Source organism: Myxococcales bacterium (assembly GCA_012517325.1).
Taxonomy (GTDB): domain Bacteria; phylum Lernaellota; class Lernaellaia; order Lernaellales; family Lernaellaceae; genus JAAYVF01.
This window is the reverse complement of record JAAYVF010000007.1, coordinates 1-21,309: the sequence shown is the minus strand read 5'-3', so window position 1 is coordinate 21,309 and position 21,309 is coordinate 1. Positions and strand designations below refer to the sequence as shown.

The 21,309-nt window shown below is 61.2% G+C and carries 12 protein-coding genes and 1 pseudogene; 5 read left to right on the top strand and 8 right to left on the bottom strand.

Annotated elements, in window-relative coordinates:
• Positions 1 to 5: 5 nt before the first annotated feature.
• Positions 6 to 2,159 (bottom strand): response regulator, encoded by a 2,154-nt coding sequence (locus GX444_01175; GenBank protein ID NLH47193.1) that lies wholly within the window; start codon positions 2,157 to 2,159, stop codon positions 6 to 8.
• Between the two features lie 214 nt (positions 2,160 to 2,373).
• Here GX444_01175 and GX444_01170 point away from each other — a divergent pair, with 214 nt between their 5' ends.
• Positions 2,374 to 4,440, top strand: coding sequence for a S46 family peptidase (locus tag GX444_01170; GenBank protein NLH47192.1), 2,067 nt, complete (start codon positions 2,374 to 2,376; stop codon positions 4,438 to 4,440).
• A 1,584-nt stretch (positions 4,441 to 6,024) separates the two neighbouring features.
• On the opposite strand, the pseudogene GX444_01165 reads toward GX444_01170, so the two are convergent.
• Both GX444_01165 and GX444_01160 read right to left on the bottom strand, forming a co-directional pair.
• Positions 6,025 to 6,138: pseudogene (locus GX444_01165) on the bottom strand (ATPase).
• Positions 6,139 to 6,278: 140 nt separating this feature from the next.
• Entirely contained in the window at positions 6,279 to 7,247 is a 969-nt protein-coding gene (locus GX444_01160) for a class I SAM-dependent methyltransferase (protein ID NLH47191.1), read from the bottom strand.
• A 187-nt stretch (positions 7,248 to 7,434) separates the two neighbouring features.
• Here GX444_01160 and GX444_01155 point away from each other — a divergent pair, with 187 nt between their 5' ends.
• Together GX444_01155 and GX444_01150 are read left to right on the top strand one after the other, a co-directional pair.
• Complete coding sequence (locus tag GX444_01155) at positions 7,435 to 9,519, top strand: hypothetical protein (protein ID NLH47190.1); 2,085 nt, start codon at positions 7,435 to 7,437, stop codon at positions 9,517 to 9,519.
• 138 nt (positions 9,520 to 9,657) lie between these two features.
• The gene (locus GX444_01150; GenBank protein ID NLH47189.1) at positions 9,658 to 12,828 is read left to right on the top strand and encodes a PAS domain S-box protein; all 3,171 of its coding nucleotides are present in this window, start codon (positions 9,658 to 9,660) and stop codon (positions 12,826 to 12,828) included.
• Positions 12,829 to 12,849: 21 nt separating this feature from the next.
• On the opposite strand, the gene GX444_01145 is transcribed toward GX444_01150, so the two are convergent.
• Complete coding sequence (locus GX444_01145; GenBank protein ID NLH47188.1) at positions 12,850 to 13,629, bottom strand: class I SAM-dependent methyltransferase; 780 nt, start codon at positions 13,627 to 13,629, stop codon at positions 12,850 to 12,852.
• Between the two features lie 98 nt (positions 13,630 to 13,727).
• Between GX444_01145 and GX444_01140 the strand changes: the two genes are divergently transcribed.
• Together GX444_01140 and rlmN are read left to right on the top strand one after the other, a co-directional pair.
• Positions 13,728 to 14,957: an NAD(P)/FAD-dependent oxidoreductase gene (locus GX444_01140; GenBank protein NLH47187.1), complete on the top strand. Its 1,230-nt coding sequence runs from the start codon at positions 13,728 to 13,730 to the stop codon at positions 14,955 to 14,957.
• A complete protein-coding gene (gene rlmN / locus GX444_01135) occupies positions 14,954 to 15,994 on the top strand; it encodes a 23S rRNA (adenine(2503)-C(2))-methyltransferase RlmN (GenBank protein ID NLH47186.1) in 1,041 nt (346 codons plus the stop codon). Before GX444_01140 ends, rlmN begins: the two co-directional genes overlap by 4 nt.
• Here rlmN and GX444_01130 read toward each other — a convergent pair.
• From GX444_01130 to GX444_01115, 4 genes are all read right to left on the bottom strand, one after another.
• On the bottom strand, positions 15,991 to 18,336 hold the full coding sequence (locus GX444_01130) for an HDIG domain-containing protein (GenBank protein NLH47185.1): 2,346 nt from the start codon (positions 18,334 to 18,336) through the stop codon (positions 15,991 to 15,993). The two genes, rlmN and GX444_01130, sit on opposite strands and share 4 nt — an antisense overlap.
• Positions 18,336 to 19,595: a glutamate-5-semialdehyde dehydrogenase gene (locus GX444_01125; GenBank protein ID NLH47184.1), complete on the bottom strand. Its 1,260-nt coding sequence runs from the start codon at positions 19,593 to 19,595 to the stop codon at positions 18,336 to 18,338. Before GX444_01125 ends, GX444_01130 begins: the two co-directional genes overlap by 1 nt.
• A gap of 49 nt (positions 19,596 to 19,644) precedes the next feature.
• Complete coding sequence (proB, locus tag GX444_01120; protein ID NLH47183.1) at positions 19,645 to 20,778, bottom strand: glutamate 5-kinase; 1,134 nt, start codon at positions 20,776 to 20,778, stop codon at positions 19,645 to 19,647.
• Between the two features lie 246 nt (positions 20,779 to 21,024).
• Positions 21,025 to 21,309: site-specific integrase (locus GX444_01115; protein NLH47182.1), on the bottom strand; the 285-nt coding region annotated here is incomplete at its 5' end.

Sequence of the window (21,309 nt, the reverse complement as noted above, 5' to 3'; positions counted from 1 at the left end):
CACGATCAGGAATCGAGTTCCTCGCGCAGCTTCTGGGCCAGCAGTCGCGGTGTGAAAGGTTTGGGCAGGAAATTGATGCCGTCTTCCAGAATGCCGTGATGGCCGATGACATCATCCGTGTAACCCGAAGTGAAGAGCACCTTGATGTGCGGAAAGGCCTTGGTCAGGCGCTCGGCCAGTTCCTTGCCGTTCATGAGCGGCATGATGACGTCGGTCATGAGCAGTTGAATGGACGAGCCGTATTTCTCGCCGAGAGCGAGCGCTTCGGCGCCGTTTCGCGCGTAATGAACCCGATAGCCGAGATGCTTGATGATTTTCAAGGTCATGTCCAAAACCAATGGATCGTCCTCGGCGAGCAGAATGGTCTCCGTGCCGGTCGGCAGATTTTTCTTCACCGGCGGCATCGCCAAGGGGTCTTCGGTTTCGTCGGCTTGCGGGAAATAGAGAAAGAAGGTCGTTCCTTTGCCCGGGGCCGAAACGAAGTCGATCAAGCCGCCGTTTTGCCGGGTGGCGCCGTAAACGGTTGACAATCCCAGGCCGGTGCCTTTGCCCTTGGGCTTGGTGGTGAAAAACGGTTCGAAAATGTGTTTCTGGACCGCTTCGTCCATCCCGATGCCGTTGTCGGTAACGGAAAGTTGGACGTAATTTCCCGGCCTCGCCTGCGGAAAGTTTTTCAGGTGTTGTCCGTTGAGCCGTCGATTGGCGGTTTCGATGATCAGCCTGCCGCCCTCGGGCATGGCGTCGCGGGCGTTGATGACCAGGTTGAGCAGCACTTGTTCCAATTGCGAGGGATCGGCCTTGATCGCCTGCAGCTTCGGCTCGCGGATCATCTTCAATTCGATGTTCTCGCCGATCACCCGGCCCAGCATCTTGGCCAGGTTGTCCAGGATTTGATTCAAATTGACCAGGCGCGGTTGGATCAGTTGTTTCCGGCTGAACGCCAGCAACTGGCGGGTCAGCGCTTCCGCCCGTTCGCTGGCGTGTTTGATGTCGAGCAACGCCGGCGCCAGCGGATGTTCCGGCTCGATCTCCATCAGCGACAACTCGACGTTGCCGGCGATACCGGTCAGCAGGTTGTTGAAATCGTGCGCGATCCCGCCGGCCAATTGCCCGACGGCCTCCAGTTTCTGGGCTTGTTGCAATTGATCCTGCAGCCGGGCGTTTTCTTTTTCGGCCTGTTTCCGGTCGGTGATGTCGATGGCGACGCTCAGGACCGCCGGTTGATCGGAATTCAAGGCGGTATAGGGGATTTTCGTGGTCTGGAAGTAGTGGGTTTTGCCCTTGGCATCGAGCACCACTTCCTCGGCCACCGCTTCTGCCTTGCCGCTTTGCAGGATTTCGTGGTCATCCTGGCGTAGGGTTTTCGGTTCGATTTCGCCGCGCCGGAACTCGGCTTCCGTTTTGCCGGTCAGCTCGGCCAGCGGCACGTCGAATGTTCGCGCCACGGCTTCGTTGGCCAGGATGAATTTGCCCTGCAAATCCTTGGCATAGATATGGTGCGGCACCAGATTGATGATTTGGCGCAAACGGGTGTCGCTGTCGGTCAGGTCCTTGCGGATCTTTTCGAAGTAGACCAGTAAAACGCTCAGCGCGACGAACAGTTTGATCACCGAGGCCGCGGAATAGCCGAAGACCGATCCGGTCATGTCGGAACGGATGAACGGATAGGCCAGTTGAACGCCGCCCCAGGTGAAAAAGACGACCGCCGTCACCGGCTTCAGAAACGCCGAGTAATCTTTCTGCCGGAAAAAAATCACACTGGTGTAAAGAAAGATACCGGCGCAATAGAGGTAGGCCGGCCAGGTCAGCAGCGTCACTGTCGGATGGTATCGGCTGGTGAAAAGGATCCAAACGACCATCGGGAACGCGAAATAGTAGACCGGCCGCCAGGTCTTCAGCCGGGCATAGGCGTTGATCGTTTCCAGTGCCGCATAGCCCATGAAAATTACGCTGAGGTGATTGATCGCGAGGAAGAAAAAATTCGGCGCGGTCAGCTCGATGGTGAGGTCGAAAGCCAGTTTGACGGTGTATAAAACCCAGAACGCGGCAAAAAATCCGATGAAGCGTTCGCGATAAACGAAGTACAGATAGCAGTAGATCAGCGCGGCAATCAGGGTGGTTGTCCAGGAGACGAGAATCGCTTGGGTCACCATTTCCATATACTATTTTTCTTCTCTCTTTGCCCATCCAACCCGGGCGCTTTTTAACAAAAATAGCGAATATTGGCAAGTATCGGATTCAAATTTCAAAAAGTCGTGAAAATCGAGATAAATGAGAGCCGTTATCAACGGCCAATTTTCAACCCGCCTGCATTGCAAAATCCAATGTTGGGTGATACCAGGAACCTCGTTTTTTTTCCCAAGGAGAGATCGCATGGCACACCCCGTCCGCTGGATGATCGCGCTGTCGTTGCTGTTGTTGTTTTCCTCGCTGCTCCAAGCCGATGAAGGCATGTGGACCTTCGATCATCCGCCGGTCGCGGCGATCGAAAAACAATATGGCGTTAAACTCTCTCCTGAATGGCTGGAGCATTTGCGGATGTCCTCGGTGCGGCTGGACGGCGGTTCGGCGTCGTTCATCTCCGCGGACGGATTGATCCTCACCAATCATCACGTGGCCACCGGCTGCATCGACGATTTATCCACCGAGAAAAGAGATTACCTGGCGACGGGCTTTGACAGCCGGCTCGACGGCGGCGAAAAAAAGTGCCCGACTCTGGAAGCGCGGGTGCTCTACCGGACCGAGGAAGTGACCGGGCAGGTCAAGGCGGCGATTCCGGAAGGGATCGACGATACCGCGGCGGCGACGGCGCGACGGGCGGTCCTGGGGCGGCTGGAAAAAGAGTGTCAGGATCGCACCGGGCTGACCTGCGAGGCGGTGACGCTGCACGGCGGCGGCCAGTTCTGGATCTATCAATATCAGATCTACCGCGATCTCCGGCTGGTTTTCGCCCCGGAAATGCAACTGGCGTTTTTCGGCGGCGACGACGACAACTTCAATTTCCCGCGCTTTTGCCTCGATTTCGCGCTGGTGCGGGCGTATGGACCGGACGGCAAGCCGGCGCATCCGCCGCACCACCTGAAAATCAACCCGGCGGGGGTGAAAGAGGGCGAACCGGTATTTATTTCCGGACACCCGGGCAGCAGCCAGCGGTTTTTCACCTTCGATCAACTGAAATTCCTGCGTGACGTGGCTTACCCCTTCCGCCTCAAGCAGTTGAAACGCCTCAATGCGCTGCTGGAGGATTACGCCAAGACCGGCGAGGAACCGACCCGGCGGGCGAAAACGCTGACTTTCTACATCCAGAACGGTATCAAGGCGTACACGGGCAATCTGGCCGGGTTGCAACGCGCCGACCTGATGAGCGGCAAGGAAAAAGAGGAAGCCGAGCTGCGCCGCGTGGCGATCGCCCGGCCGGAGTTTCAATCCGGCGGCGACCCGTGGGAACAGATCGCCAAGGCGCAACAGGCGCACGCCCAATTTCTCAAGCGGTACCGGCTCGTGCAGATTCGCTACAGCCAGGCATTTTCGCTGGCGGCGGATATCGTCCGTTTGAATACCGAGCTGACCAAGCCCAACGAACAGCGTCTCGAGGAATACCAGGAAGCCAATCTCGATTCGCTCTACCACGATTTGTTCGCCGAGGTGCCGATTTATCCCGACCTGGAAGAGGCGATTCTCGCCGACGCCTTGGCGCAATTGCGTGACGAACTGGGCGGCGACGACCCGCTGGTGAAGGCCGTTTTGAAAAACCGCGATCCGAAGCTGATCGCCAAGGAAGCCGTCGGGGGAACCAAATTGCTGTCCGCGCCGGAACGGAAAAAATGGGCGAAAGCCGGCGTCAAGGCGATCGCCGCCGCCAAGGATCCGCTCCTCCGGCTCGTTCTGGCGATCGATCCGTATTTCCGCGAAATGCGGCAGCGCTACGAATCGGAAGTGCGGATCGTCGAGGAGCGTGCGGGCATGCGCATCGCCCAGGCCCGTTTCGCCATTCGCGGCAATCAGGTGTACCCCGACGCCACCTTCACCTTGCGGCTGGCCTACGGAAAAATGGCCGGTTACGAGGCGAACGGTTATCGGTTGCCGTATCAGACCACGCTCTATGGGTTGTTCGACCGGCATTTCAACTTCGCCGGCCGCGCGCCCTTCAACCTGCCGGCCCGGTGGCTCGAAAAAGCCGGTTCGCTGAAGCTGGAGACGCCCTACAACCAGGTCAACACGGCGGAAACCTTCGGCGGCAACTCGGGCAGCCCGCTGGTCGATCAAAACGGCGAGTTGGTGGGGTTGGTCTTCGACGGCAATCTGGAATCGCTCGGCATCGAGTTTGTCTACGACGATAAGGAAGCCCGGTCATTGACGGTCAGCCCGCAAGCGATCCTCGAAAGCCTCGCCAAGGTTTACGGGCGCGAGGATCTGGTGCGCGAGTTGTTGGGCCGCTGAACCGGGCGCTGCCGGCTACCAATCCGGGCTGATGAAACCGTAGTAACGCCCCATCCAGTAGGGCAACAGATAATCGTGGCCGGTGCGCTCGCGCCCGTTGTCGTCGCCGCCGTCCAGCGCGTACGGCGTGCGGTGCCAGATGCACATGTCGGGGACGCGCAGGTTGGCGGGCAGGGGGTAGAGCGCCAGCTCGGGGCGTTCGGGATTTTTCTCGATGTCCGGATTGATGCTGTTTTGGATGTAGCGATCGCGCAGCGGGGCGTCGACGAAGACGTCCATTTCCCAGATGGACTTCATGATCGCGTCGGGATCGCGGCGGCCCGTCGAGTAGAGATACCAGGAAGTGTAGGTCGGATTGGCTTCCACGTCGGCGCGCCGCCAGGCCAGTTGTTCGCCGGAAATCCACAACCAGCGGGCGAACGCGTCGGCCCAGAATTCCTTTTGCGCGGTGTCTTCCTCCAGCCGGGTCAGCGTGAACATGTTCTCGAATCCCATGTACACGTTGTAATGCTTGGTTTGATAGCCCAGATACAATAGCAGCGTGTTCGCGACGACCCAGTCGTAGTGCCGCTCGTCCTTCAACTCGTTGTAGTAATCGAGAAACCGGGACTCTCCCGAAACGTGGTGGGCCAGCTTGAACCACGCCAGGCAGGCCGCCGCGCCCAGGCCGTTGGGCACGGGCCAGCCTTCCAGCCAATAGCCGCGGAAGTCGCCGTAGGTGGTCGGTTCGCCGTCGGCGTCGTATATGATCAGGCCGCCGTCCCAGAGGTAATCGGCGATCTCGACGATGTTGCGGCGGATCGTCGTGCGCACCTCGTCGTCGGGGACGAGATCGTACAGCAACGACAAGCCCACCAGGGCGCCGGAGTATTGATCGATGCTGACATCGCCCTTCCAGTAGTAATCGGCGAATTCGCCTTCGCCGACGTGGTTCTCGGAGTCGGGGTAAAAGGTCTGGAATTCGTTGGGGCCGTAAGGCGCGTCCTGCGGCACGTAGCTGCGGGACATCAAGCCGGGAATGCCGTTGACGCGGTTGAGCAGATCCAGCCCCCGCGTGTGCAACCGCGCGTCGGCCAGCGCCGCCGCGCTTGGTTCGACGGCGTAGCGATAAGCCGCGCCGGCCGACGAATTGCCGTGGATGAAGCAGGCGTCGCCCAGGTCGGTGAACCAGTAGTCGCCGTTCGGGTCGTCCGGGTTGTCGGCGGTCACCGACAGGCCGTCGCAGTTGTGGCGCGTATCGTAAATTTCCTGGTAGTGCTGGGCCTTGAGGTAGAGCGGGCCGGGTTGCGACGGATCGCCGACGCGGATGCCGAACGCTTCGCGGGCGCGGGCCGGCTCGGCCGCCGAGTCCTCGACGTCGATCACGAAGTAGTACAGCTTTTCCTCGTTCGCCGCGGTTCCCGACAACTCGCCGGTCGCGGCGTCCAAGGTCAGGCCCGCCGGCGGTTCGCCGTTGGTCACCTGCCAGTTGCGATAGGGCGGTTGCCCGCCTTCGGCCTGGAATTGGTAGGAATAATCCTCACCGGATTCGGCCACGGGCGGAAACTCGAAGACGATGCGCAACGGATCCGGCGTCGGCGAGGCATCGTCATTGTCATCGTTGTCATCGTTGTCGTCATTGTCGTTGTCGTCATCGTTATCGTTATCGTCGTTGTCGTCATCATCGTCGCCGGCGGCGGCATCATCGTCGTCGTCATCCTGGCCGCCGCAGGCAAACAGGCCGGCGACCAGCAGCGCGTAGAGGGCGAAAAACAAAAAACGTCTCAGCAATGGGGACATGACAAACCTCGCGGTGGATGGATCGAACGGCTAAACGGTAATGGGTCGGCCTTTGCCTGTCAATGAACGGCGTGGCCGCCGGCCTGTCCGGGCAATTGGGCCGGCGATTTTTTCTGCACGCCGAGCGTCAGGTAGGGGAAAAACATGTCGATCGGTCGATGAAAAAGCGGATGCAAAATGACCTGCTCGGTCAGGCGCGCGCTGAAGATCAGGCACTTTTTCCCGAGGCGAACGATCGGCCGGCCGCCGGTGACGGTCCGGTGACGACTGATCCAGGAATAGGGCGGGCGCAGATTGAGCACGTCCGTCTCGCGGCGCGGCAGGGCGCGAACCAGCGTACCGTAGGTGCAGCCCAGGCCGCCCAGTTCGTTCAGGTCGTCGACCGGCCGGATGCGATGGCGCGCCTTGGCATACCAGGCGGCCAGCGGCAACGGCAGGTAATGAATCCACCAGAGGCCGGTCGTGTGGCCGTCGATCGGCCAGAGGCGGTTGGGCGTTTCGCCGATGAACAGCAGGCCGCCCGGTTTTAGCACCCGCCACATTTCATTCAGCAGCGGATGGCGCAACGAGGGCAAAACGTGTTCCATCACGCCGTTGCAGACGATCAAATCGAACGCCTGATCCGCGAACGGCAAGTGTCGCGTGTTGGGCACGTGCATCACCTGGGCGCGGTCGGCGAATCCGTGATCGCGAACCCGCAGGCGGGCCGTCTCGATGACCTTGGCATCCACGTCCAGCGCCGTGACGCGCGCCCCTTGTTCGGCGAGGGCCACGGTGCCCGGCCCGAGGCCGCACCCGATTTCCAGGATTTCCTTATCAGCCAGCGTGGTATAGCGGGTCAGGGCCGGGATCAGGTTGCGTCGTTTGTCCGCGACGCGCGTTAAATTGAGCAGAAACCATTGTTCGAATTCGGGCGTTCCTTCGTGGCTCTTGAGCAGCGCGGCCAGCGCGCGCATGAAATCGTCCGAGTACGGCGGAAACTTGCCACTATCGGGATTGTCATACACGAATTGAAATCTGGAATTCATCTTTTTTTTCCCTACCCGCCGGCCTTTCGAGGTGAAAAGGCCCCATTTCACGAGGCGGATAGTATCCCTCGCCCGTGGTCGATGCAATCGCCGAATCGCTTAAAAAGACAGTTATCCCGCCGAGTTTCCCCTGGGAACCCATTTTTCGGTACAATGCCCGACGAACCAGAAAGGGATGGGGCGGACGATGAAAAATATGACCACGATGGGTCTTAAGTTATTTTGCCTTATTCTCTTGTTGGCATTGTTACCCGCTTGCGCGGATTCCGACGACGACGACGCCGGTGCGGATTCCGGACAACCGCAGGAGGACGATGACAACGACGACAATGATGACAACGACGCGTCGCCGAGCGACGACGATAGCGGCGATGATGATACCTCACCGGCTCCCACCGGCCTGCAGCCAGGCCTTTATCAGGTGACCGGTTCCGATTCGCAATCCGGCGCCTACGAGGGCACCGTGGAAATCCGCGGGGAAGATGAGGATCCCGATTTCATTCGGGTGGTGCGCTACGCCGATCTATCATTCCCGGACCCGCTCCTCGACCTCGATTACGAAGTGCATTCGGTCTGGACCGGCCGGGTGGCGAGCACCGATCCGGTGCGCGTGGAATTAACGTTGAAAGTCGCCGACACCATCACCGAATACAACGGCCTCGTTCGCAAGGCGGAAGACGGCGAGCCGGTGGAGGTGGTCGGTGAAGCGGCGGAGATGGGCAACGGCAACTATTCGCTTCATTTCCAGACCGTCGCGGCGGCGGCCCATCAATTGACCGCCGACGAAACCTGGACCTACAGCGGTCCCGGCGGGGAACAGCCGATTTTCCAAGATGAGGATTCCTTCGTCCCGGGTCACGACCCGATGCCGGATTTCCTGCACGACCTCCTGTTTTTGCTTTTGCGGGATTACCACGCGCTGGAGTTTTTCGACCCCTACCGCGACCGGCCGGAGTTCGACCTGGCGGTGCATTACATCGCGCAATTTCACACGGACTTCGAGTGGTACCGCGCGCACCCGGGCGCGCTGCGGGTCGTCGGCAAATGGCTCGATGACATCAGTCTGGCCGAAACCATGCTGCGGGCGCGCGGATTCAGTCCGACCCTGGCGCAAAAAGCCGCCTGGTTCGACGAGGATATGCCGCGCTTTTACGTCAACCCGCTGGGCATGTTCAGCGCGGCGTTGACCGGGTCCGATCCGCTGTTGCAAAGCGAATCGGGCGACGGCCTGTTGTGGACCGGTTGTTATCTCGCCGGCCAGGTGTTTCGCTACCTGACGACGGGCGACGCCGCGGCACTGGACAACTGGCTGCAAGCGCTCGACGGCTTGTTCCTCTCGCACGACATCGTTCAGGATCCGACCTCGTTCGCGCGCACCGTGCGACCGCATGTCGCCGGCGGCGGCAAGGAATGGATCCAAGGCGCGGCGCCGTATGAGGCTTACGATTGGCTTTGCTGCGGCAACAACGACATGATCCAGGGGCTTTATTACGGCTACCTGTTGTCGTGGATTTTTCTACCCGCCGAGGCGCAGTACGACGAGTACCGCGCCGGCATCGCCGAACGGGCGGCCCGGCTGGCCGATTACGGTTCGGTAGCCAACGACGGCCAGTTCAACGAGATCAAGGCCCACTGGCTCGCCTACCTGACCACCGGCGAGGATACCTATCGCCAGCACTATCAGGAGTTGTGGTCCAATCCGTTTTTCCGCCTATACGTCGAGGCCGGCGACGGAAAGTGGTACGTCTACGGCATCACCGATTGGTCCGGCCAGCATCTGGAAACCATCGGGATGCTGATTCTCCATTTCCTGGCCGAGGCGACCGGCGACGAGGAGGCGCAGGCGATCATCGAGCGCGGGTGGACCAACGGCATGCGGCTCAATCGCTGGACGCAGACATTGTTTCCGATCGCCGCCGAAGCCTTGGGCGATCCGCCCGCCGACGTGGACGCGGTATTCGAAAACGCGATCTGGGGTATGCGGGAACTGGCCTATCCAAAGCAGTCCCTGGCGATCGATAAGCGCATCGATCCGGCCTGGTGCGCCTCGCCGCTGCCCGACCTGCCGTGGAAATTCGACTGGATGCAGGGCGGCCGTTTTCAGGGAGTATTCGGCATGCCGATGTTCGATCGGATGCATCCCAACATGTGGATCACCTCGACCTCGGAATTCCAGGTCGGCGCCTCGGACTGGATGGACGGCGGCGGCGCGGATTTCCTGCATGCCTATTGGCTGGGGCGTTATTACGGGGTTTTCGACGAAAACGATTGACGGGAAAACCCGGATAAAATCAACCGTTGGGTTCCACCGGAGAAAATTGTACAGTTCTTTCCGCTACAGGACGATATTAAATTCAGTACGATCATGTAGCTCGGGTGGAAGTATATAAAAATAATGTCAGGCGATTCAATGTCCGGTTCGAATGCCCAAACAAACGCGGCCCGCTTGTTCGACTCGTTTTCCCAGCCGGTGCTTTTACTCGATGAGAATGGGCGGATCCGTTACGCGAATGTCGCCGCCCGACAATTCTTGGCGATTGATCCGGATTCCAGGGAATTCGCCTGGACGGATTTGCCGTTGCTGGAATCGGATGAAAAAACATCGGCCGATCTGTTGTCGGTACTCCGGCGGGAACATACCTGGCAAGGCACGATCACCAGTTTATCGCCGACCGGCGAACGACGTTTTTTCGCGGTCGAAGCGAACCGCCTAGCGCCGGCGCCGGGCGAGACCGGCGGTTATTTGTTTCTTTTCCGTGAAGCCCCGGACGATAACCGGGCGGGCGAGGTCTATCACGCGCTGGTCGATCAATCATTGCAGGCGTTGATCATCATCCAGGACGGGCGGATCGTTTTCGCCAACCAGGCGACGGCGGATTTGTCCGGGTATTCCATCGCGGAATTGTTGGCGATGGCGCCGTGGCAAATGAGCGAACTGATTCATCCGGAGGATCGAATCGCCGTTCAGGAGCGCCACCAGCGGCGATTGAACGAAGCCTCCGTCCTCGGTCGATATGAATATCGGGGGGTTCATCGGGACGGCGGGATTTTTTGGGTGGAAACCTATTCCGTCAAGATCATGCTTGGCGGTCGGCCGGCGGTTCAATCGACGCTGGTCGACATCACCGCCCGGAAGAATGCCGAGGAAGCCTTGCGGCGCAGCGAGGAAAAGTACCGGCTGATCACCGAAACGGCGAACGAGATCATTTTCATTCATGACCTGCAAGGCCGCATCATTTACATCAATCGCCATGGCCTCACGGTCAGCGGCTACGATGCCGAGGAAATCAAGGAAGTGAATCTGCGGTCCTTCTTTCCTCCGGAAGAAATCGCCGCCGAAGAACAGCGCATGGCCAAACGGTTTGCCGGCGATTTCAGCACATTCATTTTCGAAGTGACGATGCTCGACCGCCACGGCAAGCGGATACCGCTCGAGGTTTATTCCACGCCGTATCTCGAGGACGGCGAGATCAAGGGAATTTTTGTCATCGCGCGCGATATCACCGGTCGCAAGAAAAGCGAGGCAGCGGTTCATCTGAACGAGGCCCGTTTGACGGCGTTACTGGAGGTCAATCAGAAAACCGGGTTGTCCTTCGAGGAATTGATGCTCTATGCCCTCGAACAGGGAGCCCGCTTGACCGACAGTCCGATCGGCTATCTGGCGTTGCTCGATGATGCCGAGACCACACTGACCATGTACGCCTGGACGAAAAGCGCGATGGCCCAGTGCGCGCTTATCGATAAACCGCAGGTCTATCGGCTCGAAGATACCGGCCTTTGGGGGGAAGCGGTTCGCCAGCGGCGGCCGATCATCACCAACGATTACCCGGCGCCGCATCCGTGGAAAAAAGGCTATCCAAAAGGCCACGTGCCGATCCGACGGCACATGAACATTCCCGTTTTCGACGGCGATAAAATCGTCTTGCTGGCCGGGGTCGGCAACAAAGTCGACGAATACGATGAAACCGACGTGAAACAGTTGACCTTGATGATGGAAGGCATCTGGCGGTTGGCTCAACGCAAGCGGGCGAGCGATCTCATTGAAGAGAACGAGGCACGGTATCGCGTGGCGGCGCAAGCCACCGGACAGTTGATTTACGATTATCAGCCGCAGGCCCGCCGGATCCAATGGTCGGGCGCGATCGAAGCGATCTCCGGCTACCCGCCGGAGGAGTTTCAACAGTTTGATTTCGATGCCTGGCGGGAAATGGTTCATCCCGACGATCTGGAAGATGTCCTGGCGGAATTGGCGGAAGCCCAACAGAACAGCCGCGAATTGCGGGTCGTTTATCGTTTCCGCCGCCGCGACGGCGTTTATTTGCACATCGAAAGCCGAGGTACTTTTTTAAAAGACGAGACCGGCAAGCCCTATCGCCTGCTGGGCGCCATGAAGGACATCACCGAAATCGTCAAGGCGCAGGAGGAAAAGCGGCAATTCGAGGAGCAGTTGCGCCAGGCGCAAAAAATGGATTCCATCGGCAAGCTGGCCGGCGGGATCGCGCACGACTTCAACAACATTCTGACCGGCATCACCGGTTACGCGGAAATCATTCTCGGTTCCGTCAGCCGGCAGGATCCGATCTACAACGACCTGTCGGAAATCAAAAAAGCGGCCGATCGCGCTTCCGCGCTGACCGCGCAATTGCTGGCCTTTTCGCGCAAACAGATCATCGACCCCAAGATCATCGATTTGAACGAACTGGTGGCCAATTCCACCCGGATGATCGAACGGCTGATCGGCGAGGACATTTCGCTGCTGTTTCGGCCGGCGCCCGACCTCGGTTTTGTCCGCACCGACCCGAGCCAGATCGAGCAGATTCTGATCAATCTGGCGGTCAACGCGCGCGACGCCATGCCCGGCGGCGGCAAGCTGGTGATCGAAACGGCGAATCGGATCATCGACGAGGAATTCTGCCGCCGGCACATCGACGTGAAAGCGGGCGATTACGTCATGCTGGGGGTCACCGACAACGGCTGCGGCATGAGCGAAGAAGTACAAGCGCGATTGTTCGAGCCGTTTTTCACCACCAAGGGAATCGGCAAGGGCACCGGCCTCGGACTTTCCACCGTGTACGGCATCGTCAAGCAAAACGAGGGATTCATTGATGTCGCCTCGCGCCCGGGAAAGGGATCGAGCTTTAAAATCTACCTGCCGTTGGCGAGCGGCCAGCCGGAGGCGTACGCGACGTCCGTCCGGCGGGATACGCCACGCGGCGGGGAAACGATTCTTCTGGTCGAGGATGAGGAAATGGTGCGTAACCTGGCGCAGAAGGTTCTGGAGCGGCAGGGCTACAAAATTAAAACCGCGGCGAGCGGCGGAGAAGCTTTTCTCTTGGCGCAGGATCTGCCCGAACGGGTTCATCTGTTGTTGACCGACGTCATCATACCGCACATGAACGGGCGCCAGCTTTATGATCGCTTGCGGGAACGGGACCCCGAATTGCGCGTACTGTTCATGTCCGGTTACACGGAAAACATCATCGAGCACCAGGGCGCGCTCGATCCGGACACGAACTTCATCGCGAAGCCTTTTTCGATCGAGGTGTTGGTGCGTAAAGTCCGCGAGGTTTTGGACGACTAGCCGAGGTCCGGCGGCGGCCCGTCAGCCGGGCTTGCGCGCGCCGTACAGAATCAACCAACCGAAATAACGAAACGGCCGCGCCGCCAAAAAGGGCCTCATGAGCCAGGTGACGGCTTTGGCCAGGGGTACGAAAATCGCCGGATGGCTGTAAGTCGCGGCTTGCCAGCGCAGATCCCGATAGTCGCTTGCGGCCAATGCGGAAAGCAGGCGACCCGGAGGGAACGGATCCTCGTCGGCCACTTCGCCGTAGGGATTGTGCAAGAGGCGCTTGAGCGGGCGGGTGAGGATGTTCAGCGGGTAATACAGCGACGGCTCGAGAATGATCAGCGACCCGCCGGGTTTGAGCAGCCGATGGAATTCCGCCAGAAACGGCGCGAAGCCGATTTTCAGCAAATGGTGAAAAAAGAGCGGACTGGCAATCAGATCGAACGAATCGTCGGGATAGCCGGAGGCGAGAATGTCGCCGGCCCGCGTGATCATCTCCGGCGGGCACTGGGCCGTCGCGGCGGCGGCCAGGTCGATCCCGTGAATCCGCGGCGCCAGAGCCCGCAGATAGGGATAATCCTCGCCGCTGCCGCAGGGGGCGATCAGCAGGGACTCGATCGGCCGCGGGTGATAGCGGCGGCTGAAGGCGGTCATTTCGCGCTTGGCGGCGTCGTAGGTGTAACGATCGCGCGCCGCGTTGGTGATCAGGGGCGAAAACAAAATCCGTTTGAGCAGGCCCGGGTGTGGATCCCGCGACTGTTCGTGCCAGGCGATCTCCCGGTTTTTTTTCGCTTCGTAATCGTCGGGCAGCGGCACGGGACGTCCTTTCCTGTTTGGCCCAGCTTAGCACGGTTGGCGGGCGGATCGAACCGGGGGCGTTGAAAAGGGCGGACGCCGTCGCTAGGATGCCCGCCATGATGGAACAGTGGGACATCGTCATCGTGGGCGGCGGCGCGGCGGGATTGCTGGCGGCGGGGGCCGCTTCGCGCGCCGGCGCCAAGGTCCTGGTACTGGAAAAAATGCATCAGGTGGGCCGCAAACTGGGCATCGCCGGCAAGGGACGCGGCAACCTGACGAACGACAAGCCGGTCGAGCTGTTCGTCGAGGGCTACCGCAGCGGCGGCGAATTTCTGCGCGGCGCCTTTTCCCGCTTTTTTTCCCGCGATCTGATCGAACTGCTGGAAAAGCGTCAGGTGCCGTGCGTCGTCGAGCGCGGCGGGCGCGTTTTTCCGCAGTCGGGAAAGGCGCTGGATGTCGTCAACGCCCTGTATCGCTACGCGCGCGGCGAAGGCGGCGCGGTGCGGACCGAAACCGAAGTGCGGGCCATCGACGCGCTGGAAAAGGGCTTTTTGCTGCAGTTGGCGGGGGGCAGGATCCAGGCCAATCGATTGATTCTGGCGACGGGCGGCAAGAGCTATCCGCGCACCGGCTCGACCGGCGACGGTTTTCGTTTCGCCTCCCGCCTGGGGCACAAGTTGACGCCGCCGCGGCCCGCGCTCGTTCCATTGAGCATCGATAATCCCCAGGCCCCCTTGAAAATCCTGCTGCACAACGTCGGCGTGACCTTGTTGGACGGCAAACGCAAGGTCGCCGCCGGTTTCGGCGAGGCGCTGCTGGAAAACACCTCGCTCGGCGGGGCGGTGCCGGTGGACCTTTCCTATCAGGCGCTCGACCTGGCCGATCCCGTCATTTCGCTCGACTTCAAACCGGCGCTCGATCCGGCCCAGCTCGACGCCCGGCTGCGGCGCGACCTGGAAAAAGACGGCCGCGCGCCGCTGCAGAACGTGCTCAACGGGCTGTTGCCCCAGGCGATCATTCCCTTGTTCGTGTCGCGGTTGCAGCTCGATCCGCGACAGCGCTGCGCCGAGGTCGGCAAAGTGACGCGCACGGCGCTGGGCAAATTGTGCAAGGATTTGCGCTTCGCGGTGACCGGCAACCGCGGTTGGGACGAAGCCCTGGTGACGGCCGGGGGCGTCGTGCTCGACGAGGTGGACCCGCGCACGATGGCCAGCCGGGTTTGCCCGGGGCTTTATTTGTGCGGCGAGGTGCTCGACGTGGACGGCGTAACGGGCGGCTACAACTTGCAGGCCGCGTTTTCCACCGGGTTCGTCGCCGGGGAAGCCGCGGCGGAGCGGGCGCGATGAGCCGGCAATGCATTAAAAGCCTGACGCGGCAGGAACTCGTCGCCGCATTGACGGAGATGGGCGAGAAACCATTCCGCGCGCAACAGCTTTTCACCTGGCTGTACAAAAAGGACGCGGCTTCCTTCGCTGAAATGACCGATATCGCCAAGGATCTGCGTGAGCGGTTGGAAGAACGATTCTTCATCCTGCGGTTTCCGGTGCTGGACGTTCAGGAAAGCGCGGACGGCACCCGCAAGTTTTTATTCGAATTGCCCGACGGGCAGCGCATCGAAAGCGTATACATCCCGGAGGAAGGCCGGGTGACGCTGTGCATCAGCTCGCAGGTCGGCTGCCGTTGGGGGTGCCGCTTCTGCCGCACGGGCACCCTGGGTCTGACCCGCAACCTGACGCCCGGGGAGATCGTCGAACAGTACAACGCGGCCCAGCGCCTTCTGCCCGCACGGCGCATCAGCAACGTCGTGCTGATGGGCATGGGCGAGCCGCTCGACAACCTCGACCACGTCGTCGCCGCCGTGAAAATCTTTTACGACGATCACGGCAACAACCTGAGCCCGCGCAAACTGACGCTCTCGACGGTGGGGCTGGTGCCGCAAATGTTGGAACTGGGAAGGCGGGTCGACGTCAGCCTGGCGGTCAGCCTGCACGCTGCGGATGACGAGACGCGCAGTCGCCTGGTGCCCGCCAACCGCAAATACCCGTTGAAGGAATTAATCGACGCCTGCCGGTGCTTTCCGGTGCCGCATCGCAAACGGATCACGTTCGAATACTCGCTGGTGGCCGGGGTCAACGATTCCGACGAGGACGCTCACCGCCTGGCGCGGCTGGTCGGTGATTTGCGCCCGAAGATCAACCTGATCGCCGCCAATCCCTTCAGCGGATCGGAGTGCGCGCCGCCGAACGAGGAGCGTGTGCGCCGCTTTCAACAAATTCTGCTCGATCATCAACTGACCGTCATTGTTCGCAAACCGCGGGGGCAGGATATCCTGGCGGCCTGCGGCCAGTTGGCGGCGCGCGAAACGGAAAAATCGACGGATTAGCGATTCGTCCCTTCGCGCGGATGCCGCACCTGGTCCGGGTAGGCGATGCGTTCGTGGCGCAGGCCGATGATCGCGCCGGTCAGCGCGGTGACGATCTTCTCCTGATCGCTTTCGGTGAGCGGGCATTCGGCGAGCTGTCCTTCCGCGCGGATGCGGTCCAGCATTTCGCGCACCATGCCACCGACGATTTCCGGCGTACGCTTTTCCAGGGTGCGGCTGCGCGCCTCGATCACGTCGCAGAGCATCAGGATCGCGGTTTCCTTGGTTTGCGGTTTGGGGCCGGGGTAACGGAACAGCGATTCGTCCGCCGGCGCGCCGCCCGCCGCCGCGCGCTGTTGCGCCTGCGCGAGAAAGTACGCCGCCGAACGCGTACCGTGGTGCTGCTCGATGAAGTCGATCAGACTCGGCGGCAGCCGGTGTTCCTTCGCCAGGCGGACGCCGTCCGGCACGTGGGCGATCAGGATGCGCGCCGATTCCTCGGGCGAGCGGATCTGGTCGTGCGGATTGTCGCCCAACTGATTCTCGACGAAATAGGCCGGCTGCAGACTCTTGCCGACATCGTGGAACATCGCGCCGACGTGCGCCAGTAGTGCGTTGGCGCCGATCGCTTCCGCCGTCGTTTCCGCCAGCGAACTGATCGCGAGCGAATGGTGGAAAGTTCCCGGCGCGTTGTGGGAAAGCTGTTTGAGCAGCGGGTGCTCGATGTTGGCCAGTTCCAGCAGGGAGAGGTCGGTCAGGTAATCGAAGGACGATTCGAACAGTGGGGTGACGCCGAGAACCAACATGCTGCACAACAGGCCGCCGAAGATGCCGGCGAGGGGCAATCCCAGTAGACCGCCCAGGGAAAAATCCTGCTTGAGCACGGCGCTGAGCAAGGCGGCGACGCCGGCCGCGAGGCCCACCCAAAGGCCGCCGCGCCAGACCTCGCCGCGCCGCTTGACGCGCCCCATCGTATGCAAGCCGACCAGCAGCAAAAGAAAGATCAGCGCGGCGGACTGGGTCGGGACGTTGGCCGCCAGCACGCTCAGCAAGGTCAACACGACCGAAAAAATCAGGCCGATTTCGAAGCGCGTCAGAAAACGGACGATCATCGCCGGCGCGGCGAGCGGGAAGAGAAAGATCAACATCATTTCGGGCTTGCGCGGGAACAAGAGGCTCAGCCGATCGTCGAACCAGCCGGCCAGGCGGAACAGAAAAAGCGTGGCGACCAGGAGGATGCTCATCATCAGCACGTCGCGGTCGGTGATGTTGAAGGCGTCGAGGTTCGCGTCGGAAAGCCAGAACGATAAAAACAGAGTGGCGAAAACCAACAGCAACAGGCCGAGCGCGACGACCAGCCAGCCGCGCGTTTCAGTCCGCCGGCGGATTTCGTCGAGCACGACGATCGTCTGTTCGGTCACCTGGCGGCCGTCGCCGATGATCAATTGGTTCTTTTCGAAATTGTAGGTGACCGGAAGCACCGCCAGCGCCGCCGCGCGGCGCGCCTCCTCGGTGGCGGCGGCATTGAACAGCAAGTTTGGTTTCAATTGTGCCAAGGCGATTTGCAGTGCCAGCCGCTCGGCTTCCGGGGGAAGGGCGTCGTTTTCCGGCCTGGCTTCCGGCGCCAGCAATTTCTCCGCCTGGTTCGGCGCGAGGAGATCCGCGGCGGCGACGGAGACGGTGGCGATCTTGCCTTTCGTCTGCAATTGCAGGAGTAGGGGTTTTTCCGGTTCGCCGGGCGTTGCCATCGCCGGCCGGGCCTGGGCGGCGTCGAAGGTGATGTACTTGGCGTAAGCGGTGCGCAGCAGCGCCGTCGTGCGTTCGGCGAGCTGGGCGGATAGTTCGACGTTCGACAGCAGACTGAATTCGGCGTCCTTCATTTCGACGCCGAACTGCTTTTCGAAATCGCCGCGCTGTTGGTCGGCTTTCCGGCGGATGGTTTGCTCCAGTTCGGCCAACCGGCGCGCCTTTTCCTTGGCGCCGATTTTTTCACTTTGCAGGTCCGCCAGCGGCTGGTTGAGGTCCTGGATCCGGCGGAAAGCAAGCTGGGTCTGGCGGATCGCCTGCTCGCCGATGGCCGGGTCGAAATCGAAAATCGGCGGCACGTCGGCCACGGCCCGTTTTTGGGCCGCGGCGGTGGCCAGCTCGTCGGTAACAGTCAGGGCGAAGGGGGCGCGGTAGACCCCGACGTGGTAATCGCCGACGTTATAGCGTGGCACTCGACTGAGCAGATTGGGTGAAAGCGCGATCGCGATCAGCGCGGCCACGCCGACCAGCAGCCCCAGCCGGCGGATGTGAATTTGCTTGGAGAATCCTTTCGCCGATCCCCAACGCCGCAGAACGCTTTTGATTGGGACCTTCATTATTCCCGGACCTGACCGTCGCCGAAAACGATGAACTTTTGCGTTGTCAGGCCTTCGAGCCCCATGGGACCGTAGGCGTGCAGCTTGGTCGTCGAGATGCCGATTTCCGCGCCGAGGCCGAGTTGCTGCCCGTCCGCGAACCGCGTCGAGGCGTTGATCAGCACGGTCGACGATCCGACCCGCCGCAGAAACTTCATCGCGCTCTCGTAATGCTCGGTCACGATCGCCTCGGTGTGATTCGAGCCGTATTTCCGAATGTGGGCGATCGCCTCGTCCAGGTCTGGCACGACCCGCACGGCGACGATCAAATCCAGATATTCCGCCGGCCAGTCGGCCTCCGTCGCCGCTTCGGCCGGCGGGTAGAGCTGCCGCGTCCGCGCGTCGCCCCGGATCCGCACCCCGTGGTCGGCCAGCTCGCGACAAACCAACGGCAACAATTCCGGAGCACAGTCCTCGTGAAAAAGAATCGTTTCGACGGCGTTGCAGACGCCGGGTCGCTGCACCTTGCCGTTCAGCGCCAGGTCCACCGCCATCTGCGGGTCGGCGTCGCGGTCGACGAACAGGTGGCAGACGCCCTTGTAGTGCTTGAGCACCGGGATGCGCGAATGCTCGGCGACGAAGCGGATCAAACCTTCGCCGCCGCGCGGGATGACCAGATCGATTTCCTCATCGAACCGCAAAAGCTCGGCGATGCTCTCGTGGCCGCCGCGATCGACGACCGTCACGGCATCGACCGGCAACCCCGTCTCGTCCAGCGCCGACCGCAACACATCGCCGAACATCCGGTTGCTGTCGGCCGCGTCCGACCCACCGCGCAGGATCACCGCGTTACCCGCCTTGAGGCACAAGGCCGCCGCGTCCGCCGCGACGCCGGGCCGCGCTTCGTAGATCATCAGGATCACGCCCAGGGGAATGCGCATCCGCCCAACCAGCAGGCCGTTGGGCCGCTTGGTCAGCGGGGAGATTTCGCCCACCGGGTCGGGCAGGGCGGCGATTTCCTCGATGCCCTTGGCCAGCGTCGCCAGGCGATCCTCGGTCAACAGCAGGCGGTCGAGCAGCGCCGCGGACAGCTTGCCGGCCCGTCCGCGCTCCATGTCGCTCTGGTTCGCCGCGAGGATGGCGCCGGTCCGGTCGCGGAGCAGCCGCGCCATTTCCAGTAGCGCCCGGTTTTTCATGGCCGGATCGGCGTCGGCCAATCGCAGGGAGGCGCGCCGCGCCGCCAGGGCCAGTTGTTTCAATTCCACGGATTCGTTTTTCATGTCGTCGGATCCTCCCGATCGGCGGCCTGCCGCGCCGGCAATCCTTCGATCACGGCGATTCGAGCAGCGCAAAATCGTCCCGGTGCACGACTTCTTCTCCCGCCGTATAGCCCAAAACGGATTCGATCGCGGCCGAATTCAACCCTTTGATCCGCCGGATTTCATCCGCCGTGTAATTGGCCAGACCGCGCGCGATGTCGTGTCCGTCCGCCGCGCGGATCAAAACGGCATCGCCCTGGTCAAACTCGCCTTTGACGTTCAGGATGCCGCTCGGCAACAGACTTTTACCGCCCTTGACCAGCGCCGCCCGGGCGCCGTCATCCACGACGATTTCGCCGGACGGGGCGTCCTGGCACAAAATCCATCGTTTGCGGCCCTTGAGCGGTTCCAGGAAGGGTTCGAAGAGTGTCCCGACTTCGCGGCCGGTCAGGATTTCGGTGAGAATGCCGTGCTTTTTCCCGGCGGCGATCACCGTCGGCACGCCAAAGCGCGCGGCGGTCTTGGCGGCGGCCACTTTCGTGTTCATGCCGCCCAGGCCGACCCCCGAACGCGAATCGCCGGTCACGAATTCGCCGCCGTCGTCATGCAGGGAAACGAAGGGGATCAGCTTGGCGGTCGGATCCACCGCGGGGTCGTTCGAATAAAGCCCGTCTTTGTCGGTCAGCAGGATCAGCAATTCCGCGTCCACCAGGCCGGCCACCATTGCCGAGAGGTTGTCGTTGTCGCCCAGCCGGATTTCCTCGACGGCCACGGAATCGTTTTCGTTGACGACGGGAATGACGTCGCGGGCGAGGAGCGCCTGCAGCGTATGGCGGGCGTTGATGAAACTCTTGCGTTGACCGATCACTTCGCGCGTGACCAGGATTTGCCCGACGACGACGCCGTACCAATCGAAAATGTACTGCCAGAAACGCATGATCTCGACCTGGCCCACGGCGGCGATCGCCTGTTTGGCGACCACGTCGAGTTGGGAATTGGGCGTAGTGATCCGCAGTTTGCCGCGACCGGCGAGGATGGCGCCCGAGGAAACGATCACGATTTCGACGCCCGCGCGACGGGCCGCGACGATCTCACCCGCCAAACCCGTGATGCAGGCGACGTCGAGGCCGCCGTGAGGGGCGCCGATCGTGCTTGAACCGAGTTTGACGATGACACGCCGCGCGTTGGCGATTCGCTTTCGCATGAAGAACCCTTCGTTTCGAATCAGCCGGAGCCGCTCTCCGGGTTGGGTGGCCGGCAACGAATAAAGTAATCCTTCCTTTTGCCTTGCCTAGGGTCATAGCAATACGAAACGCATCCCGCAAGAGATGGCGGCGGTTTGAACCGGCCCGGCCAATAAAAAAGCCCGGCGACCTCAATGGCCGCCGGGCTCGCTCCGCCGCGCGACTGGAGGGATTTGAACCCCCGACACACGGATTCGTAGACACGACTAGCTCGATTCTAACTTGTGTTTATTGCTACGGTTTACCGGCATTTCCAAAATTTCGGCGACAAGCTGTTGACAAGACGGCAGCGAGTTTATGATCCGGGTTAGGTCGGCATCAAGCACCCGAGCATACCGTTCCTGCACGGTCGAAGCGAACGCCAGGTCCTTGCCGTGGCCCATCAGAATCTTGCGGTAGATTTCATCCACGCCGGCGCGGAGCAATTCGTTGTGGAACGAGGCGCGAAGGTCGTGCAGGCGAAATTTTATCCCCGCGTCGATCGCGGCCGC